The organism is Geomicrobium sp. JCM 19055, assembly GCF_000698185.1.
GTDB classification, from domain to species: domain Bacteria; phylum Bacillota; class Bacilli; order Bacillales; family Marinococcaceae; genus Geomicrobium_A; species Geomicrobium_A sediminis.
Genome location: NZ_BAXL01000020.1, coordinates 1 through 21,882, shown reverse-complemented (window position 1 = coordinate 21,882; position 21,882 = coordinate 1). Strand labels below are relative to the sequence as shown.

Annotated in this window: 31 protein-coding genes and 1 pseudogene; 19 read left to right on the top strand and 13 right to left on the bottom strand. The window is 42.2% G+C overall.

Annotated elements, in window-relative coordinates:
* Nucleotides 1-162: 162 nt before the first annotated feature.
* The 3 genes from JCM19055_RS16840 to JCM19055_RS26625 all read left to right on the top strand — a co-directional run bounded on the left by JCM19055_RS16840 (nt 163) and on the right by JCM19055_RS26625 (nt 1,771).
* Nucleotides 163-1,083: a LysR family transcriptional regulator gene (locus JCM19055_RS16840; protein WP_042360555.1), complete on the top strand. Its 921-nt coding sequence runs from the start codon at nt 163-165 to the stop codon at nt 1,081-1,083.
* A gap of 233 nt (nt 1,084-1,316) precedes the next feature.
* Complete coding sequence (locus tag JCM19055_RS30175) at nt 1,317-1,478, top strand: hypothetical protein (RefSeq protein WP_265182293.1); 162 nt, start codon at nt 1,317-1,319, stop codon at nt 1,476-1,478.
* The gene (locus JCM19055_RS26625; protein WP_152549945.1) at nt 1,457-1,771 is read left to right on the top strand and encodes a hypothetical protein; all 315 of its coding nucleotides are present in this window, start codon (nt 1,457-1,459) and stop codon (nt 1,769-1,771) included. Before JCM19055_RS30175 ends, JCM19055_RS26625 begins: the two co-directional genes overlap by 22 nt.
* A gap of 13 nt (nt 1,772-1,784) precedes the next feature.
* On the opposite strand, the gene JCM19055_RS16830 is transcribed toward JCM19055_RS26625, so the two are convergent.
* The 5 genes and pseudogenes from JCM19055_RS16830 to JCM19055_RS16820 all read right to left on the bottom strand — a co-directional run bounded on the left by JCM19055_RS16830 (nt 1,785) and on the right by JCM19055_RS16820 (nt 5,592).
* Nucleotides 1,785-3,578 carry an ATP-dependent helicase gene (locus tag JCM19055_RS16830; RefSeq protein WP_265182292.1) on the bottom strand — a complete coding sequence of 598 codons (1,794 nt, stop codon included), beginning with the start codon at nt 3,576-3,578 and terminating at the stop codon, nt 1,785-1,787.
* Nucleotides 3,579-3,630: 52 nt separating this feature from the next.
* Entirely contained in the window at nt 3,631-3,702 is a 72-nt protein-coding gene (locus JCM19055_RS30950; RefSeq protein WP_305047354.1) for a hypothetical protein, read from the bottom strand.
* 7 nt (nt 3,703-3,709) lie between these two features.
* Nucleotides 3,710-3,889, bottom strand: coding sequence for a UvrD-helicase domain-containing protein (locus JCM19055_RS24460; protein WP_052366466.1), 180 nt, complete (start codon nt 3,887-3,889; stop codon nt 3,710-3,712).
* Between the two features lie 94 nt (nt 3,890-3,983).
* Nucleotides 3,984-4,802 (bottom strand): STAS domain-containing protein, encoded by an 819-nt coding sequence (locus tag JCM19055_RS16825; RefSeq protein ID WP_042360553.1) that lies wholly within the window; start codon nt 4,800-4,802, stop codon nt 3,984-3,986.
* 118 nt (nt 4,803-4,920) lie between these two features.
* Nucleotides 4,921-5,592 (bottom strand): annotated as a pseudogene (locus JCM19055_RS16820) (AIM24 family protein).
* Nucleotides 5,593-5,798: 206 nt separating this feature from the next.
* Between JCM19055_RS16820 and JCM19055_RS30170 the strand changes: the two are divergent.
* The 8 genes from JCM19055_RS30170 (at nt 5,799) to JCM19055_RS16790 (ending at nt 10,135) form a co-directional block, all read left to right on the top strand.
* Nucleotides 5,799-5,978 carry a hypothetical protein gene (locus JCM19055_RS30170; protein WP_042360552.1) on the top strand — a complete coding sequence of 60 codons (180 nt, stop codon included), beginning with the start codon at nt 5,799-5,801 and terminating at the stop codon, nt 5,976-5,978.
* Nucleotides 5,971-6,924: a TRAP transporter substrate-binding protein DctP gene (gene dctP / locus JCM19055_RS16810; RefSeq protein ID WP_042360551.1), complete on the top strand. Its 954-nt coding sequence runs from the start codon at nt 5,971-5,973 to the stop codon at nt 6,922-6,924. Before JCM19055_RS30170 ends, dctP (JCM19055_RS16810) begins: the two co-directional genes overlap by 8 nt.
* Before the next feature lie 205 nt (nt 6,925-7,129).
* A complete protein-coding gene (gene dctP, locus JCM19055_RS16805; protein ID WP_265182291.1) occupies nt 7,130-8,251 on the top strand; it encodes a TRAP transporter substrate-binding protein DctP in 1,122 nt (373 codons plus the stop codon).
* 15 nt (nt 8,252-8,266) lie between these two features.
* Nucleotides 8,267-8,452, top strand: a complete 186-nt coding sequence (locus JCM19055_RS26620) for a hypothetical protein (RefSeq protein ID WP_152549944.1) — start codon at nt 8,267-8,269, stop codon at nt 8,450-8,452.
* A complete protein-coding gene (locus JCM19055_RS16800) occupies nt 8,410-8,946 on the top strand; it encodes a TRAP transporter large permease subunit (RefSeq protein WP_042360549.1) in 537 nt (178 codons plus the stop codon). The genes JCM19055_RS26620 and JCM19055_RS16800 overlap by 43 nt, the downstream gene beginning before the upstream one ends.
* Before the next feature lie 26 nt (nt 8,947-8,972).
* Nucleotides 8,973-9,122 (top strand): hypothetical protein, encoded by a 150-nt coding sequence (locus JCM19055_RS26615; RefSeq protein WP_370543197.1) that lies wholly within the window; start codon nt 8,973-8,975, stop codon nt 9,120-9,122.
* Between the two features lie 10 nt (nt 9,123-9,132).
* Nucleotides 9,133-9,582: a TRAP transporter large permease subunit gene (locus tag JCM19055_RS16795; RefSeq protein WP_081833795.1), complete on the top strand. Its 450-nt coding sequence runs from the start codon at nt 9,133-9,135 to the stop codon at nt 9,580-9,582.
* 118 nt (nt 9,583-9,700) lie between these two features.
* Nucleotides 9,701-10,135, top strand: coding sequence for a TRAP transporter small permease (locus JCM19055_RS16790; protein ID WP_370543204.1), 435 nt, complete (start codon nt 9,701-9,703; stop codon nt 10,133-10,135).
* Between the two features lie 51 nt (nt 10,136-10,186).
* Here the strand turns inward: JCM19055_RS16790 and JCM19055_RS24455 are convergent, their stop codons facing one another.
* The 5 genes from JCM19055_RS24455 to JCM19055_RS16770 all read right to left on the bottom strand — a co-directional run bounded on the left by JCM19055_RS24455 (nt 10,187) and on the right by JCM19055_RS16770 (nt 12,478).
* The gene (locus tag JCM19055_RS24455; protein WP_370543203.1) at nt 10,187-10,771 is read right to left on the bottom strand and encodes an MFS transporter; all 585 of its coding nucleotides are present in this window, start codon (nt 10,769-10,771) and stop codon (nt 10,187-10,189) included.
* A complete protein-coding gene (locus JCM19055_RS24450; RefSeq protein ID WP_052366464.1) occupies nt 10,720-11,352 on the bottom strand; it encodes an MFS transporter in 633 nt (210 codons plus the stop codon). Before JCM19055_RS24450 ends, JCM19055_RS24455 begins: the two co-directional genes overlap by 52 nt.
* 76 nt (nt 11,353-11,428) lie before the next feature.
* A complete protein-coding gene (locus JCM19055_RS16780; protein WP_265182289.1) occupies nt 11,429-11,671 on the bottom strand; it encodes a hypothetical protein in 243 nt (80 codons plus the stop codon).
* A 209-nt stretch (nt 11,672-11,880) separates the two neighbouring features.
* The gene (locus JCM19055_RS16775; protein ID WP_042360545.1) at nt 11,881-12,114 is read right to left on the bottom strand and encodes a hypothetical protein; all 234 of its coding nucleotides are present in this window, start codon (nt 12,112-12,114) and stop codon (nt 11,881-11,883) included.
* Nucleotides 12,086-12,478 (bottom strand): hypothetical protein, encoded by a 393-nt coding sequence (locus tag JCM19055_RS16770; RefSeq protein ID WP_042360544.1) that lies wholly within the window; start codon nt 12,476-12,478, stop codon nt 12,086-12,088. The genes JCM19055_RS16775 and JCM19055_RS16770 overlap by 29 nt, the downstream gene beginning before the upstream one ends.
* 215 nt (nt 12,479-12,693) lie before the next feature.
* Here JCM19055_RS16770 and JCM19055_RS16765 point away from each other — a divergent pair, with 215 nt between their 5' ends.
* The 4 genes from JCM19055_RS16765 to JCM19055_RS16750 all read left to right on the top strand — a co-directional run bounded on the left by JCM19055_RS16765 (nt 12,694) and on the right by JCM19055_RS16750 (nt 16,822).
* The gene (locus JCM19055_RS16765; RefSeq protein WP_042360543.1) at nt 12,694-13,275 is read left to right on the top strand and encodes a TetR/AcrR family transcriptional regulator; all 582 of its coding nucleotides are present in this window, start codon (nt 12,694-12,696) and stop codon (nt 13,273-13,275) included.
* A 67-nt stretch (nt 13,276-13,342) separates the two neighbouring features.
* A complete protein-coding gene (locus JCM19055_RS16760; protein WP_042360542.1) occupies nt 13,343-13,684 on the top strand; it encodes a YhgE/Pip family protein in 342 nt (113 codons plus the stop codon).
* A complete protein-coding gene (locus JCM19055_RS16755; protein ID WP_042360541.1) occupies nt 13,641-15,638 on the top strand; it encodes a YhgE/Pip domain-containing protein in 1,998 nt (665 codons plus the stop codon). Before JCM19055_RS16760 ends, JCM19055_RS16755 begins: the two co-directional genes overlap by 44 nt.
* 194 nt (nt 15,639-15,832) lie before the next feature.
* On the top strand, nt 15,833-16,822 hold the full coding sequence (locus tag JCM19055_RS16750) for a DUF6612 family protein (protein WP_042360540.1): 990 nt from the start codon (nt 15,833-15,835) through the stop codon (nt 16,820-16,822).
* 57 nt (nt 16,823-16,879) lie between these two features.
* Here JCM19055_RS16750 and JCM19055_RS32125 read toward each other — a convergent pair whose 3' ends face one another.
* Nucleotides 16,880-17,050, bottom strand: a complete 171-nt coding sequence (locus JCM19055_RS32125; RefSeq protein ID WP_370543196.1) for a hypothetical protein — start codon at nt 17,048-17,050, stop codon at nt 16,880-16,882.
* 4 nt (nt 17,051-17,054) lie between these two features.
* Nucleotides 17,055-17,600, bottom strand: coding sequence for a MerR family DNA-binding transcriptional regulator (locus JCM19055_RS16745; protein ID WP_370543195.1), 546 nt, complete (start codon nt 17,598-17,600; stop codon nt 17,055-17,057).
* Between the two features lie 138 nt (nt 17,601-17,738).
* Here JCM19055_RS16745 and JCM19055_RS32120 point away from each other — a divergent pair, with 138 nt between their 5' ends.
* The 3 genes from JCM19055_RS32120 to JCM19055_RS32110 all read left to right on the top strand — a co-directional run bounded on the left by JCM19055_RS32120 (nt 17,739) and on the right by JCM19055_RS32110 (nt 20,165).
* The gene (locus JCM19055_RS32120) at nt 17,739-18,644 is read left to right on the top strand and encodes an ATP-binding cassette domain-containing protein (RefSeq protein WP_370543194.1); all 906 of its coding nucleotides are present in this window, start codon (nt 17,739-17,741) and stop codon (nt 18,642-18,644) included.
* Between the two features lie 188 nt (nt 18,645-18,832).
* Nucleotides 18,833-19,750 (top strand): hypothetical protein, encoded by a 918-nt coding sequence (locus tag JCM19055_RS32115; RefSeq protein WP_370543193.1) that lies wholly within the window; start codon nt 18,833-18,835, stop codon nt 19,748-19,750.
* Between the two features lie 13 nt (nt 19,751-19,763).
* On the top strand, nt 19,764-20,165 hold the full coding sequence (locus JCM19055_RS32110; protein ID WP_370543192.1) for a hypothetical protein: 402 nt from the start codon (nt 19,764-19,766) through the stop codon (nt 20,163-20,165).
* Nucleotides 20,166-20,229: 64 nt separating this feature from the next.
* Here JCM19055_RS32110 and JCM19055_RS16735 read toward each other — a convergent pair whose 3' ends face one another.
* A complete protein-coding gene (locus tag JCM19055_RS16735) occupies nt 20,230-21,192 on the bottom strand; it encodes a collagen binding domain-containing protein (protein ID WP_042360539.1) in 963 nt (320 codons plus the stop codon).
* A 176-nt stretch (nt 21,193-21,368) separates the two neighbouring features.
* Between JCM19055_RS16735 and JCM19055_RS27580 the strand changes: the two genes are divergently transcribed.
* Nucleotides 21,369-21,515, top strand: coding sequence for a hypothetical protein (locus JCM19055_RS27580; protein WP_169966280.1), 147 nt, complete (start codon nt 21,369-21,371; stop codon nt 21,513-21,515).
* The last annotated feature ends 367 nt before the right edge of the window (nt 21,516-21,882 follow it).

The window sequence follows — 21,882 nt, the reverse complement described above, 5'->3', positions numbered from 1 at the left end:
TCTTTGAAAGGTGTCGACAACCTCATTCGTCGACCCTTTTTACTAAAATACCACCCCAAACCTGTAATCTGAATAGTTGAAATGTAACCGCTTTCATTATATGATAGAGATATTCCTTGTTATTGGAATGTGTTGAGTTGCTTGCCGAAAGGATGTAGAAGGATGGATACACGTAAACTCCGCTACTTTAAAACAATTGCCGATGAGAAGCAAGTAACAAAAGCAGCCAAAAAGTTGCATATGGCTCAGCCACCGTTAAGCCAACAGTTGAAGTTGCTTGAGAATGAACTGAACGTTTCACTGTTTGAGCGTCACGGTAGATATTTAGAGTTGACCAGCGCTGGCAAAGCTTTATACAAACATGCGTGTAAGATCTTACAAACGATTGATGATGCTGTGCTTGAAACGAAAGCCATTGAGAGCGGTAAGCTTGGCATGTTGAAAATTGGTGTAAATAAATCTTGCTTTTCCTATATGATCCATCCTATTCAAACGCTTCGTCAGATCTATCCAGATGTACAAATTGCTTTACGTGAAGGGGATACGTATTCACTAACTGAGCAGTTGCATCAAAGGGAAATTGAGCTTGCAATTGTAAGATTACCTGTACAGCTTGAACAAATCTCTTCAGTTTCATTACCATCGGAACCTTATGTGTTAGCCATCGCCAAAGATTGGCCTGGCTTAACTAGAACAAAACAGATGAGCATGAAGGACCTTAAAGATCTCCCACTTTTATTGCTTCATCGAATTAGTGGTACCGGTCAATATGAGAAAATCGTAAATGAATGCAAAAGACACGGCTTCGTGCCTAACGTTGTCTGTGAATGTCCAGATGCCTCTTTACTCATCGCTCTTGCTGCAGCAGGCACAGGAGGAACAATTATACCGAAATCCTCATTGTTTGCATTTCATTCAGATGCCCTAGCGATGATTGAATTGACGGACATTGAAATTCAAGCCGATGCCGCCATGATTTGGTCTAGTGATCGTTACGTATCAAAGCAAGCCGAACACTTCATTACGATTGTCAAGGAAGGAATGGGCGAAATTGGACGTATTAGCCAAACTGAAAACCAGTAGCTCGTTCATTCGTTTCACTCGAAGCGAATACATTGACGCCGATTTGATTGATTTACCCATTACTCGATCCGTTCAACGGATCACATTGCTCCCTAAAGATTATGACCGTCATAATAACCTTAAGATCACGTTGCATGAAGTACAGAGAGAACGCTGCATCGCTCATCGTGAGAACGTAACAATCCCAATAAATGCGACAGAGCTTTTAGCACGACCTGGTATCGGAATTGTTTTTGATCACGAACCCAAACTTAAAAGCAAAAAAAGCAATTCGCGAAGCTCTGTTAGGGGCTACGATTGTGAACGAATTCCATCAATCACCACATTCACTAAAAGAGCATTCAGAGTCCTTTTATGCGTGTTCAATCGGCCCATGGATTTCGTTAGACAGATGAATTTGAACCATTCAACGGTCTATACGTATCGCAACAACCAGCATATGTTTACTTGGCACCCCGCTGAATTGATTGATGATATCGTTCATGTTCTTGAACAAGTAACAAAGCAGACTAACATCCAACATGGAGATCTCTTTATGTTAACCTCAGACAGTTACGCTTCGCCATGTAGGGTTCTTGATACGATTGATGTAACCATCGACGGCATCGGAACTCTTCAAAACTCTTTTCAATTTCTTGCCACACGATCAAGTGAAAATCGTTATCGTGCCGAGTACTCTGAGCAATAATTCTGCCATATCTCTATACTTTCGTTAACAATCCACGTTCTACACAGAATTGTTTTATGAATTCTTTTTCACCGTGATGCTCGAAATCGACAGTCATCGTGTCACTTTTTACATCAATAATTGTACCGATCCCGAATTTTTCATGTTCAATTGTCGTATTTGGAAGTAGATCTTCATGTGCCACTGTTGTACCTGGTCGGTGTGAACTCGTCACTGTAGAAGGTGCGATTAGCTTCTTAATTTGTGGGAGAAATGGAGATTCCTTTTGGACGCCACCTGACGATAACAATTCAAGATGTTCCCGAGCACGTGTCATCCCAACATAAAACAAACGAACAGCTTCTTCCATTAACTTAGGATCATCATTGTCTTCTTTTGTCGGAAGGATATCGCGGTTTAGATCAATCATATATACACGGTCAAACTCAAGACCTTTGGCGCGATGAAACGTTGATAAGGTAGGCACGTTCTCTCCTTTATTGAACTTGGACTGTTTCATTTTAGATTCTAGTCGCTTTAGACGCTCAGCAAACCCTTTTAGCGTCTGTTCATCTTCAGCAATTTCCTTTAGTGCATCAAGAATTTCTTTCGCACGATCGACATTTAAACCGAGACGCTCACAGCGCTGTTCCAACGCTTTACGATATCCAAGATCGTCTTCAATGACTGTGATTGCAGCACTTGGAGAAAGTTTGTTGATCTTATCAAATGCACGCTTTGCCTGCTTTAGCTTACTCACTTGATACGCTTCTAGCTTCGTGTTTTGAAGTCTTGCAAAGGCACATTCTCCCCTACCTTCTTGTAACAACCACTTCATTTGGTCTTTTTTCATGTACGCATTAAACTTAGAATAGATTTGTTCTAATACGTCAACACGACCAGTGTGATACGAAAAGCGCATAAAGTTAAGAAGGTCGGTCGTAACCCAATGACGAAAGAATTTCGTGTCGATTTCTTTCATATAGAAGTCAATGTTTAATCGATCCATTGCATTCACAACCGAAACCGCTGAATTATTATTACGATAAAGTATTGCCACTTCATTTCGATTGGCTTGTTCTTTTACCTTATCCATAACATAACGGATTTTGGCTTCACGCTTTTTAAAGTTTTGTACTTGAATTGGTATCCCAATGTCATTGGCGGTATACATCTCTTTTCGGTACCGCTCTTTATTACGTTTTATGAACGTATTGGCAACTTGTACTATCGTCTTTGAAGACCGATAATTCTCAGTCATTGTAAGCACTTGACCATTTGGATATCGACTCTTGAATTCGAGCAAATGACCAACATCGGACCCTCTCCACTGGAAGATCGACTGGTCGTCATCTGCAACGACACAAAGGTTATTTTGAGGCGAGGCAATCTTCTCCACGATCTTATGCTGAACGAGCGAGTTATCTTGACTTTCATCGGTTAATACATAATCGTATTGCTTTTGAAGCTTTTGCAATATCATTTTATCGTGCAATAATGCCTCGTACGCATAGGTAAGCATATCGTCGAAATCCAAAAGCAACGTCTGATCGTCATAGTTACGCTTCCACGCTTCGTAAGCGATATAAATGTCTTTTGCTTCCTTTAACGAACATTTCACTTTTTGTAACTGGTCAGGTTGAATCATACGGTTTTTCACATAACTAATGTACGTAATTAGAGACTCCAGCTCATCCTCGGTTATTTTCTTTCCTGTTTTGTTCGTGAATAGCTGTTGTAGAGCCATTCGCTTATGAAGCCAATGAGGCTCCACATCCCCTTCAATTAAGCGGTAATTGATACTCTTCTTTTGAAAGTATGATTTCACAATACGAAAAGCAAAGCTGTGAATGGTTGAGAATTGAACAGGTCGATTCACTTTATCGTGAAAAAAATTGCCGAAAACGCTCCGCCATATCTTCTGCTGCTGCGCGGCTGAAGGTAACTGCCATAATGGACTCAGGCTGCACTTTTTTTCTCAAGAAGCAAATAACCGATCTTCATGTTCAGCGTCGTTGTTTTTCCTGAACCAGGTGAAGCGAGTAAGAGCAAGGGCCCGTCCGTCTTCAACACAGCTTGCTTTTGTATATCATTCAACAAAACACCTGTTGAATGTTCCATCTGTTTAAAGTAATCCACGGCAATGACCCCTTCTTATACGCGCAATGCTCTAGATTAATAAAAATCAGCACAACCAAAAAAGATGACATCCGACTGTCATCTTTTGGAAAGCTTACTTACTGATCATTTTCTTCTCTTCAACTGCTGTCCTAAGATCTCGGTAGACTTTGCCCTCAACACGAATGCCAAGATTAACCATCGTTTGAGCGACTTCTGGGCGTACACCACTGAGAACGGCTTCGACACCAATTAAACGTAATGAATCCATCACTTTGAAGATCTGTCCGGCAACCATCGTATCAACGACACTTACACCAGATAAATCCAAGATTAACGTTCGTAGTTGCAGCTCGGCACTCTTTTCTAGAGCGTTTGACATAAGGTATTGCGCACGCTTTGTGTCCACTTCTCCAATAATTGGAATGACTCCAATATCACTCGTCAATTGGACGACCGGTACCGAAAGCTCATCAATTGCGTACTTAGCAGCTTCAATGCTGTTGTGGAAGCTCTTCATATACGAACGACTAACAATTTGTACGGCTTCATCGACAACCGCATTGAATTGAGACACGATATGGTAAAAATCTGCGAAAGACATGTCTTGATTCTCTGCCTCATCACGGATAATCTCACCGATCGTATTGCGATAATACGCAATCTCGTGCAGCCCAACATCAAGAGGCAATTGCACTTTTACAAGTTGCTCCGATAATTCACTTCCCCATTGACGAATGTCATCGATTGAATGATCTAATGACGTTGTCAGTGACTTTGCGTAAACCTCAATTAATTGGACTCGCCAAGGTGTCAGTTGCATGACAATCGTATTATCACTCACGTTCTCATACTGAGGAGGCATACCTGCTAATTCTTCTTTGCGACGTAATACCTCATCCATAATTGGCTTTACTTCTTTTATCTTGGACATCGCTTCGCACCTTATCCTTTATAGATCCTATCACTACTTTACCAAAATCTTTAAGTAAGAAACAGGAATTCCTTTGGAAATTTTATTATCTGGACGATTACGTTGCCAAAACCTTGATTTACTCTTCTGCAGATTGAACGATTACAAATCCATTTCCTTGAAACTCCATCTGAAAACTCTCGCCACTTCCTCGCCCTAAGAACGTACGATAGTTGATGTCCGTACGGATGTTAGGCTCTAAATTCCCTGACCAAGCAACTGTTGTCGTTGGATCGGTCATAACTGGTTGATTTTCCTGAACTTTCAACGTTAAAGGTTCGTAATGCGACGTAATGGCAACAAGCCCCTTACCTTGTAACACGACATAAAACAACCCGTTTGACATCATCCCAGCTACACGACGCATCATCTTAATGTCCCATTCAATACTCGGTTCAAAAGCTAATAAATCATTGCTATTTACAGCAATAACATCGTCATTGAGCTCAAGAATGGTCACTCGCTTCCCTTTATCCGCTAAATGTAATTGTCCATCACCGGTCGCTTCATAAGCGTTCCGCCTTCACTCGTAAACGCTTTTTTTGAACATTCGACTCGTTCCATGTTCCAAGAGGCGTTCACGCTCAAACTTGATATCACCTGTGTACGATACCATCGATCCAAGCTTGGCCCAGACCATCTCTTTTAAGTTTACTTCGAGTATACGGGGAGTCTCCAATTGAAAGTACTCATCGCTTTGTTCCTCAACTTCAGTCGCTTCTATGAATTCCTTGATCGAATATTTACTCATCTTTTCGTTCCCCTTTCCGTTATGTATCTATATCCTTTACTTACCAATTAAAAACCAACTTCACACTACAGAGACGAAATTTTGCAAGAAAATAGAGATTGAAAAATCAGATTACTTTTGGTAGAGTTTATCCTTGTCAACAACGACTCATCATTCATCAATGTATGAAAGCGCTTTATAATCTTGTACTGAAAGGGGACATACTCTTGAAATCACTCATTCGTAGTATCGTATTCTTACTAACGTCACTACTCCTCACGAGCTGTGTTTCAACAGAGGAACAAACTCATGCAGAGGCAGAATCATCAAGAACATTCGTACTCTCATCACTTGCAAGCACCCAAAACGGTGCGTGGGAAGGCTTTTTTTGTTCCGTGGATGAATGAAGTCGAAGAACGATCTGATGGACGGATTACGTTTGAAATCTACACCGGTCAAGAACTCATTGCTGGTAGCGAAGAGCTTCTTGCACTCCGCAACGGTACGATTGATATCGCTGCCCCTCTTTGGCCTCAATATGACCCAGCACGTTTCCCACTTACCGAAGTAACGATGTTGCCACTTCTAGATTCTGACACAGTGATTGCCGCCAGAGCTTATGCAGATCTTATTCACTCAACAGAACCGATTACTCATGATGGCGAAACATTTACAGAACTCGAATACGGCACGAAGGACTTAAAGGTCATGCCTCATGCACCAACACAACAATATGTCATGTCGACAAAAGATCACCCCCTTGAGAGCATAGACGATTTCCGGGATACTTCGCTTCGTTCACCTACGCGAATTCACGAGATTTTCGCAAGTAAAATAGGGATTAACTCCGTAAGCATGCCTTCAACCGACATGTTCGATGCGATCAATCGCGGTGCATTTGAAGGAGCTTTCTTTAGCGTTGCAGACTGGACTGGGTATGGCATGCAAGAAGTGCTCACGTATACGCTTGAAGGAATTAACCTCGGGCACTTCTCAACACTTTGGGCCATGACAGAAGAGAACTGGAACACCATTCCTGAAGACCTTCAACAAATCATGGAAGAATCAGCAGCTGATCTTATTGATCACGGTGGCGAAGTATGGGAAGCTCGCTCCGAAGTAATTCGTGAAGAAGCCTTAGCAAATGGAGCTGAATTTGTACACGTAGATGACATTGATGACGATGCAAAAGAATACATCGTCGATGGCATGATTGAAACATGGTACACATGGATTGATGAGCATGAACAAAATGGATTACCTGCGCGTGAAGTAGCCATCCTTTGGCGAGATCTTATTATCAAACATGGTGGCGATGTTCCTGATGAAATTAAAGAACTCTCAGTAGACTGATTAACCGGCAAAAAGCTACAAGAAACCTACATCTAATAATTCATTTTTGAATTTTGTTTGCATTTTTTTCACCACCACATCGTGATTCCTTTTCAATTTGCTTCTATTGATGACTGAAAACATCACTCTTGTAATATTGGTACAAAACTTGCAATCACTAGAGAGCAAAGAATGTAAGCGCTTTATTTAAAGGGGAGGTACGATGATGTTTCGACGAAAAATGAGTATCCTGCTCGTTTCTTTAACCTTAATTCTAGCAAGCTGTGTACAAGTTGACGAAGCAACGACAACATCGGACGGCGAAGAACCAACCGTGCTAACCATTTCGTCTCTAGTGAGTTCTCAAAACGGATGGTGGCAAGGGTTCTTTTCACCATGGATGGAGGACGTTGAAGAACGCACTGACGGAAAGGTCGTATTTGATTCATATACGAGCCGAGAACTAGTGCCAACAAACGAAGAGTTACAAGCGCTAAGAAATGGAACGATTGATATTGCCGCCCCACTTTGGCCGCTCTATGATCCGAAGCGCTTCCCACTCACTGAAGTGACAGTGTTACCGTTACTTGAATCGGATACCGTTATTGCTGCACGAGCATTCGCGGACCTCATTTACTCTGAGGAGCCCATTACTGATGATGGAAAAACGTTCACTGAACTTGAATACGGAGAGAAAGACTTGAAAGTAATTCCCTATTCGCCAACACAACAATATGTCATGTCAACGAAGGATTATCCTTTAGAAACGGTTGAAGACTTTAGGCAAGCGTCGCTTCGTTCTCCAACAAGAATTCATGAAATTTTTGCAGGTAAAATCGGTGTGAACTCAGTGAGTATCCCTTCGGCGGATATGTTTGATGCCATTAACCGTGGTGCATTTGAAGGAGCTTTCTTTAGTGTTGCGGACTGGACAGGATACGGGATGCAAGAAGTGTTCAATTATACGTTAGAAGGCATTAACCTCGGACATTTTTCAGGAGTCTGGGCAATGACTGAAGAAAATTGGAACTCATTACCCGAAGAAGTACAACAAATCATGGTGGAAACTGCTGAAGATCACCTCGATAGTAGTGGGCAAATTTGGGAAGATCGAGCGATCGAAATACGAGAAGAAGCATTAAACAAAGGAGCCGAATTCGTTCATCTTGAAGACATTGATGAGGATGCACAGCAATACTTAATTAACGGTATGGTCGATACGTGGCACACATGGATTGATGAGCACGAACGAAACGGACTACCGGCTCGGGAAGTTGCAATCCTTTGGCGTGACTTAATTATCAAACACGGTGGTGACGTCCCAGAAGAGATTAAAGCCATCGAATAACAGGGGGTGTACAAGATGCCAATTGAGATTTTCTATTTAGTGATCTTCGCTTTATTTTTACTATTTTTACTTCTCGGCATGCACATTCACACGGTACTGCTTAGTATCGGTGTTCTAGGCATCATCATTCTTGAAGGGCTTCCTACATCACAACGTTCATGCAAGTCGAACCGTATCGAGTCATTGCAAGTTATACGTTAACGACGATCCCGTTGTTCGTGTTGATGGCACAGTTTATCGTGCAATCGAAAATTGTAAGTGACTTGTATTTAATTGTCTACAAACTTTCAAAAGGGAAATCAGGCCTTCTCGGTGTCTTATCTGTCGTAATAGGAGCCTTTTTAGGTGGAGTATCTGGTTCCACCACTGGATCGTCTGCAGCTCTTGGACAAGTTGCTGTTCCTGAATTACGAAAACACGGCTTCCGTGACGATATTGCCGGCTCTACAATTGCCGCCGCTGGATCACTTTCTGGAATTATTCCTCCAAGCATCGTCTTAATACTGTACGGTGTCGTTACAGAAACACCGATTGGCACGTTATTTATCGGCGCAATTATTCCAGGGGTTTTAATGACAATCGTGATTATTTTCGTAATGCTTTTCTTGTACAACCGCGATATTAAAAAGCTTCCGTCGACATCCAAAGCGAACCAGCTAAAACAACAGAGGACGTCTCGCTTCCTAGAGCGTTAATAGTAATCGGGATCTTCCTTGCCATTATGGCTGTGATCTTCGGGGGAATTTACTCTGGTACGTTTACGCCGACAGAAGCTGGTGCAATTGGAGCGATCCTCGGATTACTCACTGCGTTTTTCTTAGGAAAAGTAAACAAGCAATTTTTTTATCAATTCATTTTCTGGAACGATTAAGATTTCATCTATGGTACTTCTCATTATGGTAACGGCACAAATCTTTGGACGCTTTATCACAATTTCCCAGCTCCCACGGGAATTGATTGGATTTTTAGGTCCGTTAATTGAATATCCGGTCTTAATGCTCGTGTTAATTTCGTTCATTTACTTTGTCTTGTTTATGTTCATCGAAGGTGGAGCCGTCATTATTATGGCGACACCAATCTTGTTACCGATTATCCAAGAAATGAACGTTGATCTATTATGGTTCGGTATTTTAGTTTCTGTTATTTGTACGATCGGTCTACTTACCCCGCCTGTCGGCTTGAGCGTATTCGCCGTTTCTGGTGTAACCGGTATTTCAATCGAACGGTTGTTTATTCAAACGAGCATATTTGCCGTTGTACTCGCCATCGTCGTTTGTGGACTTATGATTGCATTTCCACCAATTGTCACATGGTTACCTAGCTTAATGTAGGAGGAGATTCTAAATGAATGCTGCATATAAAGGCATTGAAAAAAATTAAGTTTGTCGGGCTCATCATTAGCGGCGCAGCGATCTCATTAATGATGATCCTCATTGCGCTTGATGTTCTATTACGTACCGTGTTTCAACTACCGACAGTCGCAGTTACGAAATCGCACAATATTTCCTCATGCCACTTGCGTTTTTCCCAGGGCTCGCCTATGTGTACAGCTCAGGCATTATGCCAAGACTTGAAATGCTCGTTCAAAAATTCAAAGAGCGTCAGCAATACATCATTTCCATCGCGCTCGTATCATTGGAATTGATCCTCTTTCTCATGTTAACAATCTTTGCCTTTCAGTATGCTTGGGTCGGCTTTGTCGAAGGGGTTGCGTTTAGTATGAAAGGTGCTGTCGTCCCTTATTATCCAGTCTTGTTCGTCATACCTGCCGGTTTCTTATTGCTTACAATTGAAATTTTCTTCGTATTACTCCGAAACATTCAAACGAAAACAGCTCAACTTCATATCTCTGTGAATAACGCGAAGGAACCCCCTTCTATGTAAAAGAAAGCATCGGCACTTATGTGTCGATGCTTTCTTTACGTAAAGAATGATTTAAAAGTAAAAATAAAATTGCCACAAAAAAAACATGAGCACGGCCATCACAATCCAAGAAGCCGAGTAACTTCCAGTCACATCCGCGATCAGTCCAAACAGTGGTGGTCCCAAAATAACACCCCAAGCACCAATGCTCGTTGAAAACCCACTAGAAAGTCCCGCTTGCTCTTTGGGTACGATCTCAGTTGCAGCGTTCATCCATAAGCCGTTATATCCCGCCAGACAAAACCCGAGTACGAAGATAATTAGAACGAGTACCACTAGATTTACACCTTCAGATAACGTAGCTAACGTCACAAACCCGAGTGTAGAAATGGTCGCAATCATGCAAAGAATAATCATCCGGTTGCCTTGAAACAATCGGTCACTGACCATGCCCCAAATGACACGTCCTAATGAACCTCCAACTTCTGAAATGACTAATAACATTCCAGCGAACACAATCGAGACGAGTAGATGATTGGTCGCATACAAAATGATGTATGTATTTAACGACATTTGGCTAGCGCTTAACGTCATAGCCCCGATTGTTAGTAATAGCAACCGACGATTTGAAAACATCGATAACAGCTGTTTTGAAATTCGAATATTCTTCGTTTTTGGCGTAGAGACAACTGCATCACGATAATAGAAATAGCAGATGAGCCGCCGATAATTAACACGAGTGAGGATACGAACAACACGGGTCGCCAATGAAACATTTCTGATAACGGCACGAGTAGAAATGCTGCCAGCGCTGATCCGACAGTCACACCCATTTGTTTAATGCCCATCGCCGTTCCCCGTTGCAAAGAATCAAACCAATACAAGATCCCCCGCGTAGACACAGGATGATACGCCCCGTAACCCACTCCACCAATCGCCATCAAAACGAGTACGAGCCAAAACGGGGTTGCAAACGATACTAATGAAAAACTAATCCCTAATACGAGTGTGAGGACGAGCAGTAGACGCCTCGTTCCAACACGATCAACAAATACACCAAACGGAATAGATGCTACGAACTGACCAAAGAACAACGCTGCAGGCAGCATTCCAATTTGTGCATTCGTCAACTGCAGTGACTCGCCAATGAATACTCCAAGTGGTGAAACCCCACGCCCGATAAACGCAATTAAGATTTGAGCGATTAGCAACCAAATGAGCATTCGCCACGGATTCATCGGGTTATTCGATGCTGACTAACCATCTTCATCTCTTTCTCACCTCACGAATCGCCACCCGCCTCACACGAGTGGTTCAATACTCCCGCTCACTTCGACTCGTCTCTTCTTCAAAACGTTCGTCACTAAGAAATACGACGAATAGAGAAGCAATGAAGCCTGCTAAAAGGGAAATACCCCATAGTTGATACTGGATAAATGCCTCGAATTGATTAAATCCTGAAAGTATATACGGCAACATTAAAAGATACACGGTAATAAGTAATGTCGCCATTATCGTAATCGGGATCAACTTAATAATAATATTTCGGTTATACATCACTCGCCATACCGCAACAAAAAAAAGGAGGGTGATAAACCCATGCAAATCGGAACACCATAAGTGGCGTAAGGAAGACCAAAATAAATAAGTAATAACCGATGATTTCATAAACCTCAATCCAAAGTGGCAGCAAATGGAGGAATACCAAGAGCAGAATATCGAACGTTAAATCAAATTTTTCTTTCGCACACGCTCTATCCTTTCTTCTACTCAACTACGATTTCTACATACACAATAAAAACATATTCATTCGCTTGAATCATCTCTTGCAATCCTTCTTCTTCATACCAATTGCTATTCATCTGTGAGCTTGTGAAGTTCACAAATAACGGACTACGCTCTCCAATGGCAATTTCTTCTGCAACGGCAGCTCCAAGTCCTTCTTCTGTGCCTGTAAATGAGACTGTTCGTTTATACGTTCCTCCGATTTTTTTCTTCATCCATCGTACGAATCATTAATTCAATCTCACGTTCAATGCCTGTTTCTAAGTCATTAAAAGCAATCAATACGTCTTCATGCTTTCCTAGCCGTCCATCTTCACTAAATCCTATCGCAATTGATCTAGTCAGATCATCCACAATCGAGCCGTTCTCCCACACTTCATAACTTAAAGCGATTTCTTTCGTATCCGCAGGCAAATCTTCAGCAGAAAACAGTACATGTTGATCCAAAATCATGGGCAGATAATAGTTCTCTTCTACCGTCTGTTCCCGAGGTGACACGGTTGCTTCTTCTTGTTCAACTGATTCGCTATTGCAAGCGGTCAATACGATCACAACAGCCAACAAAAACCAATAACGCATCGTACATTCTCCTCCACCAAGACAATTCATAATAGTATAAATTCAAAGAAGATAACAGCATTCCCATTCATGCTACACCCTTTTATTAACAATTCATAGACCAAATCAACGTCGAGTCCTGTACATATCTTACATTTGCACAAACTAGCTGCTGATGTTACACTAAATTGACCAAATGAACAAAATGGTCAATTATGTAAGGAGAGGTTCATACGATGATTGCGAACAAGCGTCAGTCCATCATGGATGCTGCCAAACATGCTTTCTCCTTATTCGGCTATAAAGGAACAACCGTTGCTCACGTTGCAAAGGTCGCACACGTTGGGAAAGGAACCATTTATACGGAATTTACGAATAAAGAGCAACTGTTTGAGGCTGTCATGGATGAATTAATACACGATGTAGAATTGCAGTTCCACAATATTATGGAGCGTGACGGCAGAACATTAGACTTACTTCACGAAGCACTTTATGGGGTTTTACGTTACCGTAAAGAACACAAGTTGCTCGCCCAGCTTACTGAAGAAGTTAACGTTTTCGGAACACAAGAGGCACATATGGCAATCTCTCGGGTTGAAGAGCTCATTTTGAAACAAATTGAACGTGTCGTTGAACGGGGAGCAAATCGTCGCCGTTTACTCGTAACAAACCCGAAAGTGACTGCATTTACCATTTATAAATTGTACATGGCGTTTATCGTAGATTGGGAACAAAATGAACCGCCATTAAGTGAGCGAGAATTATACGACGTTTTCAAAAACCATATTTTTGACGGCATCGCTATTCGTCAACCGTAGTAGCGATGTTTTTTTACAATAAAATGACCATTTTAACAAATTGGTCAAACAGTTTTGGAGTGAGGGTATGAAAGGATTTCTAAATGAGTGGAAAGCCATTCTTAAAAACAAAAAAATGAGCATCGGCATTCTTGGAATTATGGTCATTCCAGTCTTGTACGGCGGCTTATTACTTTGGGCATTTTGGGATCCATACGGAGAAATTGAAAATTTACCCGTTGCGATCGTTAATGAAGATACAGGAACAGAAGTTAATGACGAATTCATTCATGCAGGGGATGAATTTGTTGAGACACTATTCGATGATGAATCCTTCCAATTTGAACTAACAGATTATGAAACTGCCCAACAAGGGTTAACCGACTTTGAGTATTATTTTTTTTGTTCATGTACCAGAAGACTTTTCTGAGCACGTCACCTCTGTACAGCACGAGGATCCTGAACAAGGTGTGCTTTATTATGAAATTAACGAAGACATGAACTTTGTCAGCAGCCAACTTGGTTCACAAGCCATTACGCAAATGGAGCATGAATTATCCCAAACGCTTACGGAGTCTTATGTCGAAGTCGCTAATGATGCATACAGCACGTTACTTGAAGCCGTTGTAGACCTTCGTGACGGGGCTTTAGAAATTGCGGACGGCACTGAATCTGCTTATGAAAATATGCAATCGCTCGTGAACGGTCTTTCCGATTTAGAAGTTGGTGCAAATACGCTTCACGACGGCATCCAAGAAGCAGCACAAGGCACAGGTCAACTTGAAGAAGAAATCGTTCAGTTTAACCACCGTTATGAAACGAGTGATGAGCGTAACCAACTCATTGAACGACTCGATACGTTAGAATATGAAGTCCAACAAGCGTTGCGTTATTTGGAGAGTGAAGACTTCGCAAATCTGAGGCAGTCTTTACAATCACTCGAAACAGAATGGCAAAACGTGCGCGACACACTTCATGACGCTCAATCTACGTGGAGCGAATGGGAACACACATTAAACGAGAATCAACAAGCAATCACAAACGCAAGCAACCTTCTTGAGCAAATTGAACGCATGAATGACGGATTACAACAAGCCAATTCAACGGTTACTGATCGACTGTACTTGTTAGATGAACAGATCGACCAGTGTGAAAGTGAAGAAGAAGTGTGTGCACACTTAGAAGAGCTCTCTCATTCACTTACGCAGTTATCCGCAGATCTAGAAGAACAGACTACGAATGTCGACACGGCTGTTGACTCCATTCGTTCAACGTACGACGAAGCTTCCACTACGCTGATCACCGGGCAACAAGAAATTTCGGAGTGGGTCGATAATGTTAATGCGAGCTTTACACAGTTAAATAACAGCTTACCTCAAGAGCTTGGCACAGGTAACTTACAACAAATGGATCTTTTTGATGAGATTACAGCAACGCTTTATACGCTTGAACATGCGTTATCTCAGACAGATGCCATCATTGAAACCATTGAAACTACTTTAAATGAAGCAACTGAAGCCGTTTCCGAGCTGCATGCTGGCCTTGAACAACTCGACGAAGGTTCAGATGAGCTTTCCTATCAAATGCAACAAGCTAAAAGCGGTGGCGAAGAAATTAAAGAAGGAATTCAAGACTTAGATGACGGTGCACATGAGCTTCATGAACACTTGACGACCCTTTCTGATGTGTTACTTGACTATGAACTTAATGAAAATCAACAAGCGTTATTGAGTTCACCAGTACAATCCGCTTCTGAAGGCGTCCAACAGGACTACTCATACGGTGAAGGACTTGCTCCTTACTTCTTGTCGTTAGCACTTTATGTAGGTGGTCTAACTTTATCCATTATTTATCCGTTCCGAGATCCCCTCGCCGCACACGAGACCGGTTGGCAATGGTTCTCTGGAAAGCTCGGAGTCGTATGGACAGTAAGTACGGTGCAAGCCGCTGCTCTACTCGCCGTCGTATTCTGGGGCTTAGATTTGAGCATTTCAAATCCGATTTTATTTAGCTTGTTTTTATGGTTCTCAAGTCTTGCGTTTATGGCATTAATTTTGATGCTCGTAGCGATTCTTGATAACCCTGGTCGTTTTATCGGTATTATACTTCTGATTATCCAGCTTGGGGGAAGTGGCGGTTCATTCCCAGTTGAACTCGTACCAGCACCTTTTCAGTGGGTACACGAATGGTTACCGATGACGTATACAGTCCTTGGTATGCGTGCAACAGTTCACATGGACCGACCTGAACTTTTGTATGAAACGTGGCCACTTGTCGTTATGATGGTCATAACACTTGCGCTTACGTTCTTGTATTTCCATCTTAAGATAAAGAAACAAAACAAAGAAGCCGATTCAAATTCCGTTGAAGAACAGCCCACCTAACAGTGCGGGCTGTTTTTTTTATTACTCACCGAATGTTTTTTTTACTGAAAATACGATGTTTTAATCCAATTTAAACAACACTACATTTTTCCCATTTATATTGAAACCTTCTTCCTGTATGATTGGGTTTTGTTATGGTCGTATTGGTCTATGACTGATACACACGTGAAGACGTAATCTTTTAGGAGGATTTTATGAAAAAGATGAAGCTTTGGTTATCGTTGTCCACATTCGTCGTAGTTCTAGCCGCATGTAATGATAGTGATGCTGACACGAGTACAGAAGGTGAAGACGTAGAAAACGAAGCAGAAACTGAAGTTGACGCTGACGAAAATGCTACCGAAGAAGAAGCAACAGAGGCTGATGGTGAAGCCGAAGAAGTTATGCGACTTTCTTACGAGGCAATGGAATCACTTGAAAGTTATCGTGGTGTCATGGACATTGCCCAAACGATTTCATTCGACGGTGAAGAAATGCCTATGGACTCAAAAATTGAAATGGACGTCATGATGGACCCGATGATGTTCGCTCAAACGATTACGACTCCTGACCCGATGACGGGTGAAGAAGTAGAAATCGAACAATACATGGATGAAGACGGTATTCTTTACATGTTTGAACCGATGATTGATGAGTGGATGAAAATGGACCTCCTCGGTGATGACTTAATGAGCATCGAAGACTTAGAAATGTCACCACAAGAACAGCTTGAGATTCTTGAACAATTTACAGAAAACATCACCTTGTCCGATGAAGGCGATCAATATGCACTAAGTGTAGAAGGCTCAGGAGATGACTTAATTGAGTTTTCGAAAGAGATCGTCGCAACGCAACAAAACGATGAGATGATGGCTGAACAAATGGAGCAGTTATTTAATGAAATGACAATCAATACATTTGACTACGTCATGTACATTAACAAAGATACGTACTATCAAGAAGGCATTGAAATGAACTTTGAGATGGAAATGACCGAAGAAGGCGAAACAATTTCCATTAATCAACAAATGAACGGAACGTTCTCTGACTTCGATGGAATTGATGCTATTGACATTCCAGAAGAAGCCATCGAAAATGCCGTAGATATTGAAGAATTCCAAGCTGAGATGGAAGCACAAATGGAAGCTGAATTCGAAGATATGGAACCTGAAGAAGAAGCTGACGAAGAAGAAAGCGATGATTAATAACAAAGACTCTGTGCCCTGTGGCACAGAGTCTTTGTTTATCCTTCTTTACTCTCCTTAGTAATCATCTTCATCCTCTTCATTTATCACTTTACAAAGGCGGATCACTTCATAAATCGCATTCATCTGCAGTCGATTTCGTTCAGAGATGTATTCTCTTGCTTGCTCAGCTGATTGCTTTGCCTTTTGCACACTATGGTGCTCTACCGCCTGAACGATTTCTCTCATCTGATCAATAAAAAAAGACTGTCTTTCGCATCGTTCGTAACAATAGAATTTGCCGCACGTGGGTAGACTGGTAAATCCGATACCCATTTTCAAGGTTACGCTTCGGTGTAATGAGTCCTTCTTTTTCCCAATGGCGAATCGACGATGGGAGGACATCGGTAATTTCCGCCACTTCCCCAATCGTCATCTCTTCTTTTACGGTACCTTTTAACGATAATGGAAGTTCAGGGTTTCGAAGCATTTCTAGCGTCTGGTCCGTCGTCATTTTTTCATATTGAAGATCTGCTTGCGCTTTATTCATGCGCCAAAATGCTTGATCCTGATCGCCGTTCTTAATATCTAGTACCACTTCGCTCGTCAATGCATGACCGAATGCTGGGAACATCGCGCGCAAACAACGGAAATAGGCTAAATGAACATCGGTATATTTGCGATAGCCATTCTCAAACCGCTCAGGCTTCGGCACAATTCCCCACGATTCATAATGTCGCAAAGCACTCGTACTGACCCCAACGATTCTTGCAATCTCAATCGGTTTATACACTTTCATCTTTATATCCCTCACTTAAAACCTTAAAGTACCATGACAATGTTTTTATTATATAGCAAGGGATTAATCGACGAAAGTTCTCTACTTGCATTACTGTTATATGATTGGTCTTGCACATCAACTTCTAGGAGGTCTTAAATGAATAATTCAATCCGTATTGAAGGCGCACGAGAGAATAATTTAAAGAACATCACTCTCGACATCCCCAAAAATCAATTTGTTGTCGTAACCGGACCATCCGGATCAGGCAAATCAACGCTCGCCCTCGACTTGTTGCAACGTGAATGCCAACGACAATATTTAGAATCTAGTGGTTTATCTGCAGAAGCCATCCAAAAACCTAAAGTCAATCGCATGATTGGGTTGTCACCATCGATTTCTATCGGGCAACACGTGACAAACCGCAATCCTCGTTCAACAGTAGGAACGGTCACGGACTTGTATACGTACCTACGTCAAATCTTCTCACAAAAAGGGGAAATGACTTGTACAAGTTGCCATCAAATCCTACCTGCGCGTGCGAGTGGTGAACAAGCTCCAACGGTTACTTGCCCCCATTGCAACGCTTCGCTCCCTGCTTTGACAAAGGCAGATTTCTCTTTTAACACAATGGATGGCGCTTGCCCGACATGTACGGGACTCGGCACCGTCGTCAACATCGACCTTTCACTCGTGTTTGAGCAAACGAAAAGCTTACAAGAAGGGGCTGTTACCTTTTGGCACCGCTCAATTATTGACCATTATGTACACTCCATTGTAAATGCAAGTAAACAGTACGATTTAACAATTACAGGGGATAAACTTCTTCAAGATTATACCGAAGCCGAATGGCATCTACTTTTATATGGCACAGACAGTGATTCGTTCATTCAACACTTCCCTAATGTGAAACCACCAAAAACCGTTGCAAAAGGGAAATTCGAAGGAATCATCACCGGCATGTGGCGAAGATATCATGAAAAAGACGGAAAATCTGCAGAGGCTGCACTTTTTATAGCCATACGTGCTCTCGTTGTCACGGTGAGCGCCTTCGTGAAGATGTAAGACAAGTCACCGTACAAGGAAGGCGGTTACCAGAGTTATCACTTGCGCCCCTTCATGATGTACTCGACTGGATTCATCATGTAGAAGAGGTTTATGAGAAAGCTGAAGATGAACTTCTTTACACCGTCACAAATGATTTCCGCGTACGCTTACAACGAATCCTCCATGTCGGACTGGGCTACCTAACTTTGGATCGCCAAGCGATCACTTTATCAGGTGGAGAATCTCAACGACTAAAGCTAGCTTCGATTTTAGGCTCTGGACTAACAGGTGTCCTTTATATTCTTGATGAACCGACCGCAGGTCTTCACCCAAAAGATACGAGCGGATTAATTTCGATAATGAAACAGTTACGAGATTTAGGAAATACTGTGCTTGTTATTGAACACGATGAACTCGTTATGCATGAAGCTGATCACCTCATTGACATCGGACCCGGCGCTGGAAGAAAAGGCGGAGAAGTCGTTGGACAAGGAACCGCCCAAGAACTCATGCAAAACCCTTCTTCCCCAACGGGAACGTTATTAAATCAAAAGCATTCACTTCCTGCAAGACGACGAAATGGAAATGGAAACTATGTCACCATTACAAATGCGAATGCGAACAACTTGAAAAACGTCACCGCAAACATCCCACTCGGAACGATCACAAGCGTTACTGGTGTGTCTGGTTCGGGAAAGTCTACACTTGTATTTGATGTACTTGCGAAAAACAAAGGCTGCGAAAAGATTGTTGGCCTAGATAAAGTCGACCATGTTATTCAAGTTGGGCAATCCCCGTTAACACGTATGCAGCGTTCGAATGTAGCAACCTTTATGGACTTATTCACTTTGTTACGTACTCAATTTGCTGCACAGCCAAAAGCAAAAGAACTTGGTCTAAAAACGAAGGATTTTTCGTTTAATACTGCTGGTGGCAGGTGTGAACAGTGCGAAGGACTCGGGCAAGTTGATGTGAACTTAAGTTTCTTGTCCGACATGAAAGTTACCTGCCCAAGTTGTAAAGGGCAACGTTTTCAAGATCATGTCCTCTCTGTACAATTCAAAGAACATTCAATTGCTGACTTTCTCAACTTAAGTGTTGAACAATCGATTACGTTTTTTTGAAACGAATAGCAAGATGAACACATTACTTCAACTTCTCATCGACGTTGGCTTGGGCTACTTAAATTGGGGGCAAGCACTTACAACCTTATCCGGCGGTGAAGGGCAGCGATTAAAGCTCGCCAAAGAATTGAGCCAAGCAAAGAAAGGTCATACTCTGTATTTGCTCGACGAACCGACAAGTGGTTTACACATGACAGATATTAAACACTTGCATACACTACTTTCCAAACTCGTTGATGCGAATAACACCGTTGTTGTCGTTGAGCATCACACGATGATGATTGAAAGTAGCGACTGGGTCCTCGACCTTGGACCTTTTGGAGGTCATCAAGGAGGAGAACTCATTGCCTCAGGGAAACCAGACGAAATCGCAAAACACCCTGAATCAGTCACGGGACAATTTCTTTTTAGATAACGATAATAACCCTCTCGAGTCTTAGACTAAAGAGGGTTAACTTAAAGTGGGACAGATATGCTCGTTACTGTAATGGTTCATTTAGAATCGGATATCCATCACCAGGAACATTGTTAATGATGATTTCACCGTCCTCCTTTACGATCACTGGGAAATCGGTTTGAATAGGAGCAAAACCTGCAGGTGGTCTAGCTTCTCTGATTACGTATTGTCCGGGAAGTACATTGGAGAATCTAGCAACACCATCGAAATCGCTAACCTGAACATCTCGTACTTCTCCCAAATCATTTATTAATTCAAACAACGCATCTGATAGTCGTGTACCGTCAACACTCAACTTCCGCACGAAAAATTCAAATCTAGCCCTTTCATTCGTTGCTACAAATTCAGACAATTCCACTTGCCCGACGGTGATTGTTCCATCGTTGGTAACGATGACCTCAAGTGGGACATTGTTGTCAACGTATCCTGGCGGGGAAGAGATTTCTACTAACACATAACGTCCTGGTGGTACGACACCGAAATCCACGAGCCCATCAGCATTTGAGGTCACGGTACGAACAGTACCGAGCGCATCAGTTAGTGTGTACGTCGCGCGACTTAACGGTTGCCTCGTCTCGTTGTCTACTTTTAAGAATGCCAGTTGAAAGACCGGGACATTTTCAAGCGTCAATTCGTTCGTAAGCACACCGTTCATATAAATCTCAACGGCAGACTGGATCGTAATTGTTACTAGATTAGTTGTCTCTTGATACCCGGGCAACCCAATTGTTTCTTCAAGTTGATAGACGCCAGGTGATAAATTACTAAAGCGCACTTCTCCATTTTCGTTCGTTACTTCTATTGCGATTTCGGTATTACCTTGGAACAACGTAAACGTTACACCTGCAAGCGGCAACCCTGTCGTTACGTCAATTTTCCGAATTAAAAACGATGCGAATTGTTCTTCAGGGGGACTAGACTCGACGAACCCAGGTCCATTAATCAAATTGTTGTTGATTTGAATCCTTCTTTCTCTACCTCCCATTGTTTCACCTCTTCATTGTTTACAATAGTTTATGCAGACCCTTGTCTTCTTGGCTCGGCGTATAACAGAGGGCAAATGACACAAGAAAAACTTAACTTTGTTTCAACGCTTTTCATTTCGGGAACTTTATGTAAAAGTAGAAGAGGAAATCAACATCAAAGAAGGGGGCGGATTCCGTGGATCTTATCACCATCATCGTCATCGCAATCATGGTCATTTTCGTTTTCCCACTCGTAATGCGAGGCGTTGGCTGTTTAATTCGTTCCATTGCTAGCTTCGTCTTAATCGCTGGTGCGATTGTTTTATTAACGACGTTCTTATAATCGGACGAACGTTGTTCGGACAAAGAATGCAATGCACAACCGACAATATAAAAGAAAAAGAAAGACTCTCCGTAACAAAAGTGGCGGAGAGTCTTTTTTATTACTCTTGTGGATCATATGGGTATGGCACCATCGTTTGGTACGACAACTTGAATTAGCTCCTGAACTGGTGTGTAATCCAGCGGAACTCTCTTACATAAGACCCAAAAGTCCCTACTTCGCTGTTACAACGAAGGTTTTTCTACTTGCCCGATCAAGCTCGCACCATACTGCACCTGTCTTGCTACACCCTGCTCTCCTCTTGCACCACCACGCCCGGCTCTTGCTACACCATGCCCGGCTCTTGCACCACCCTACATCCTCTTGC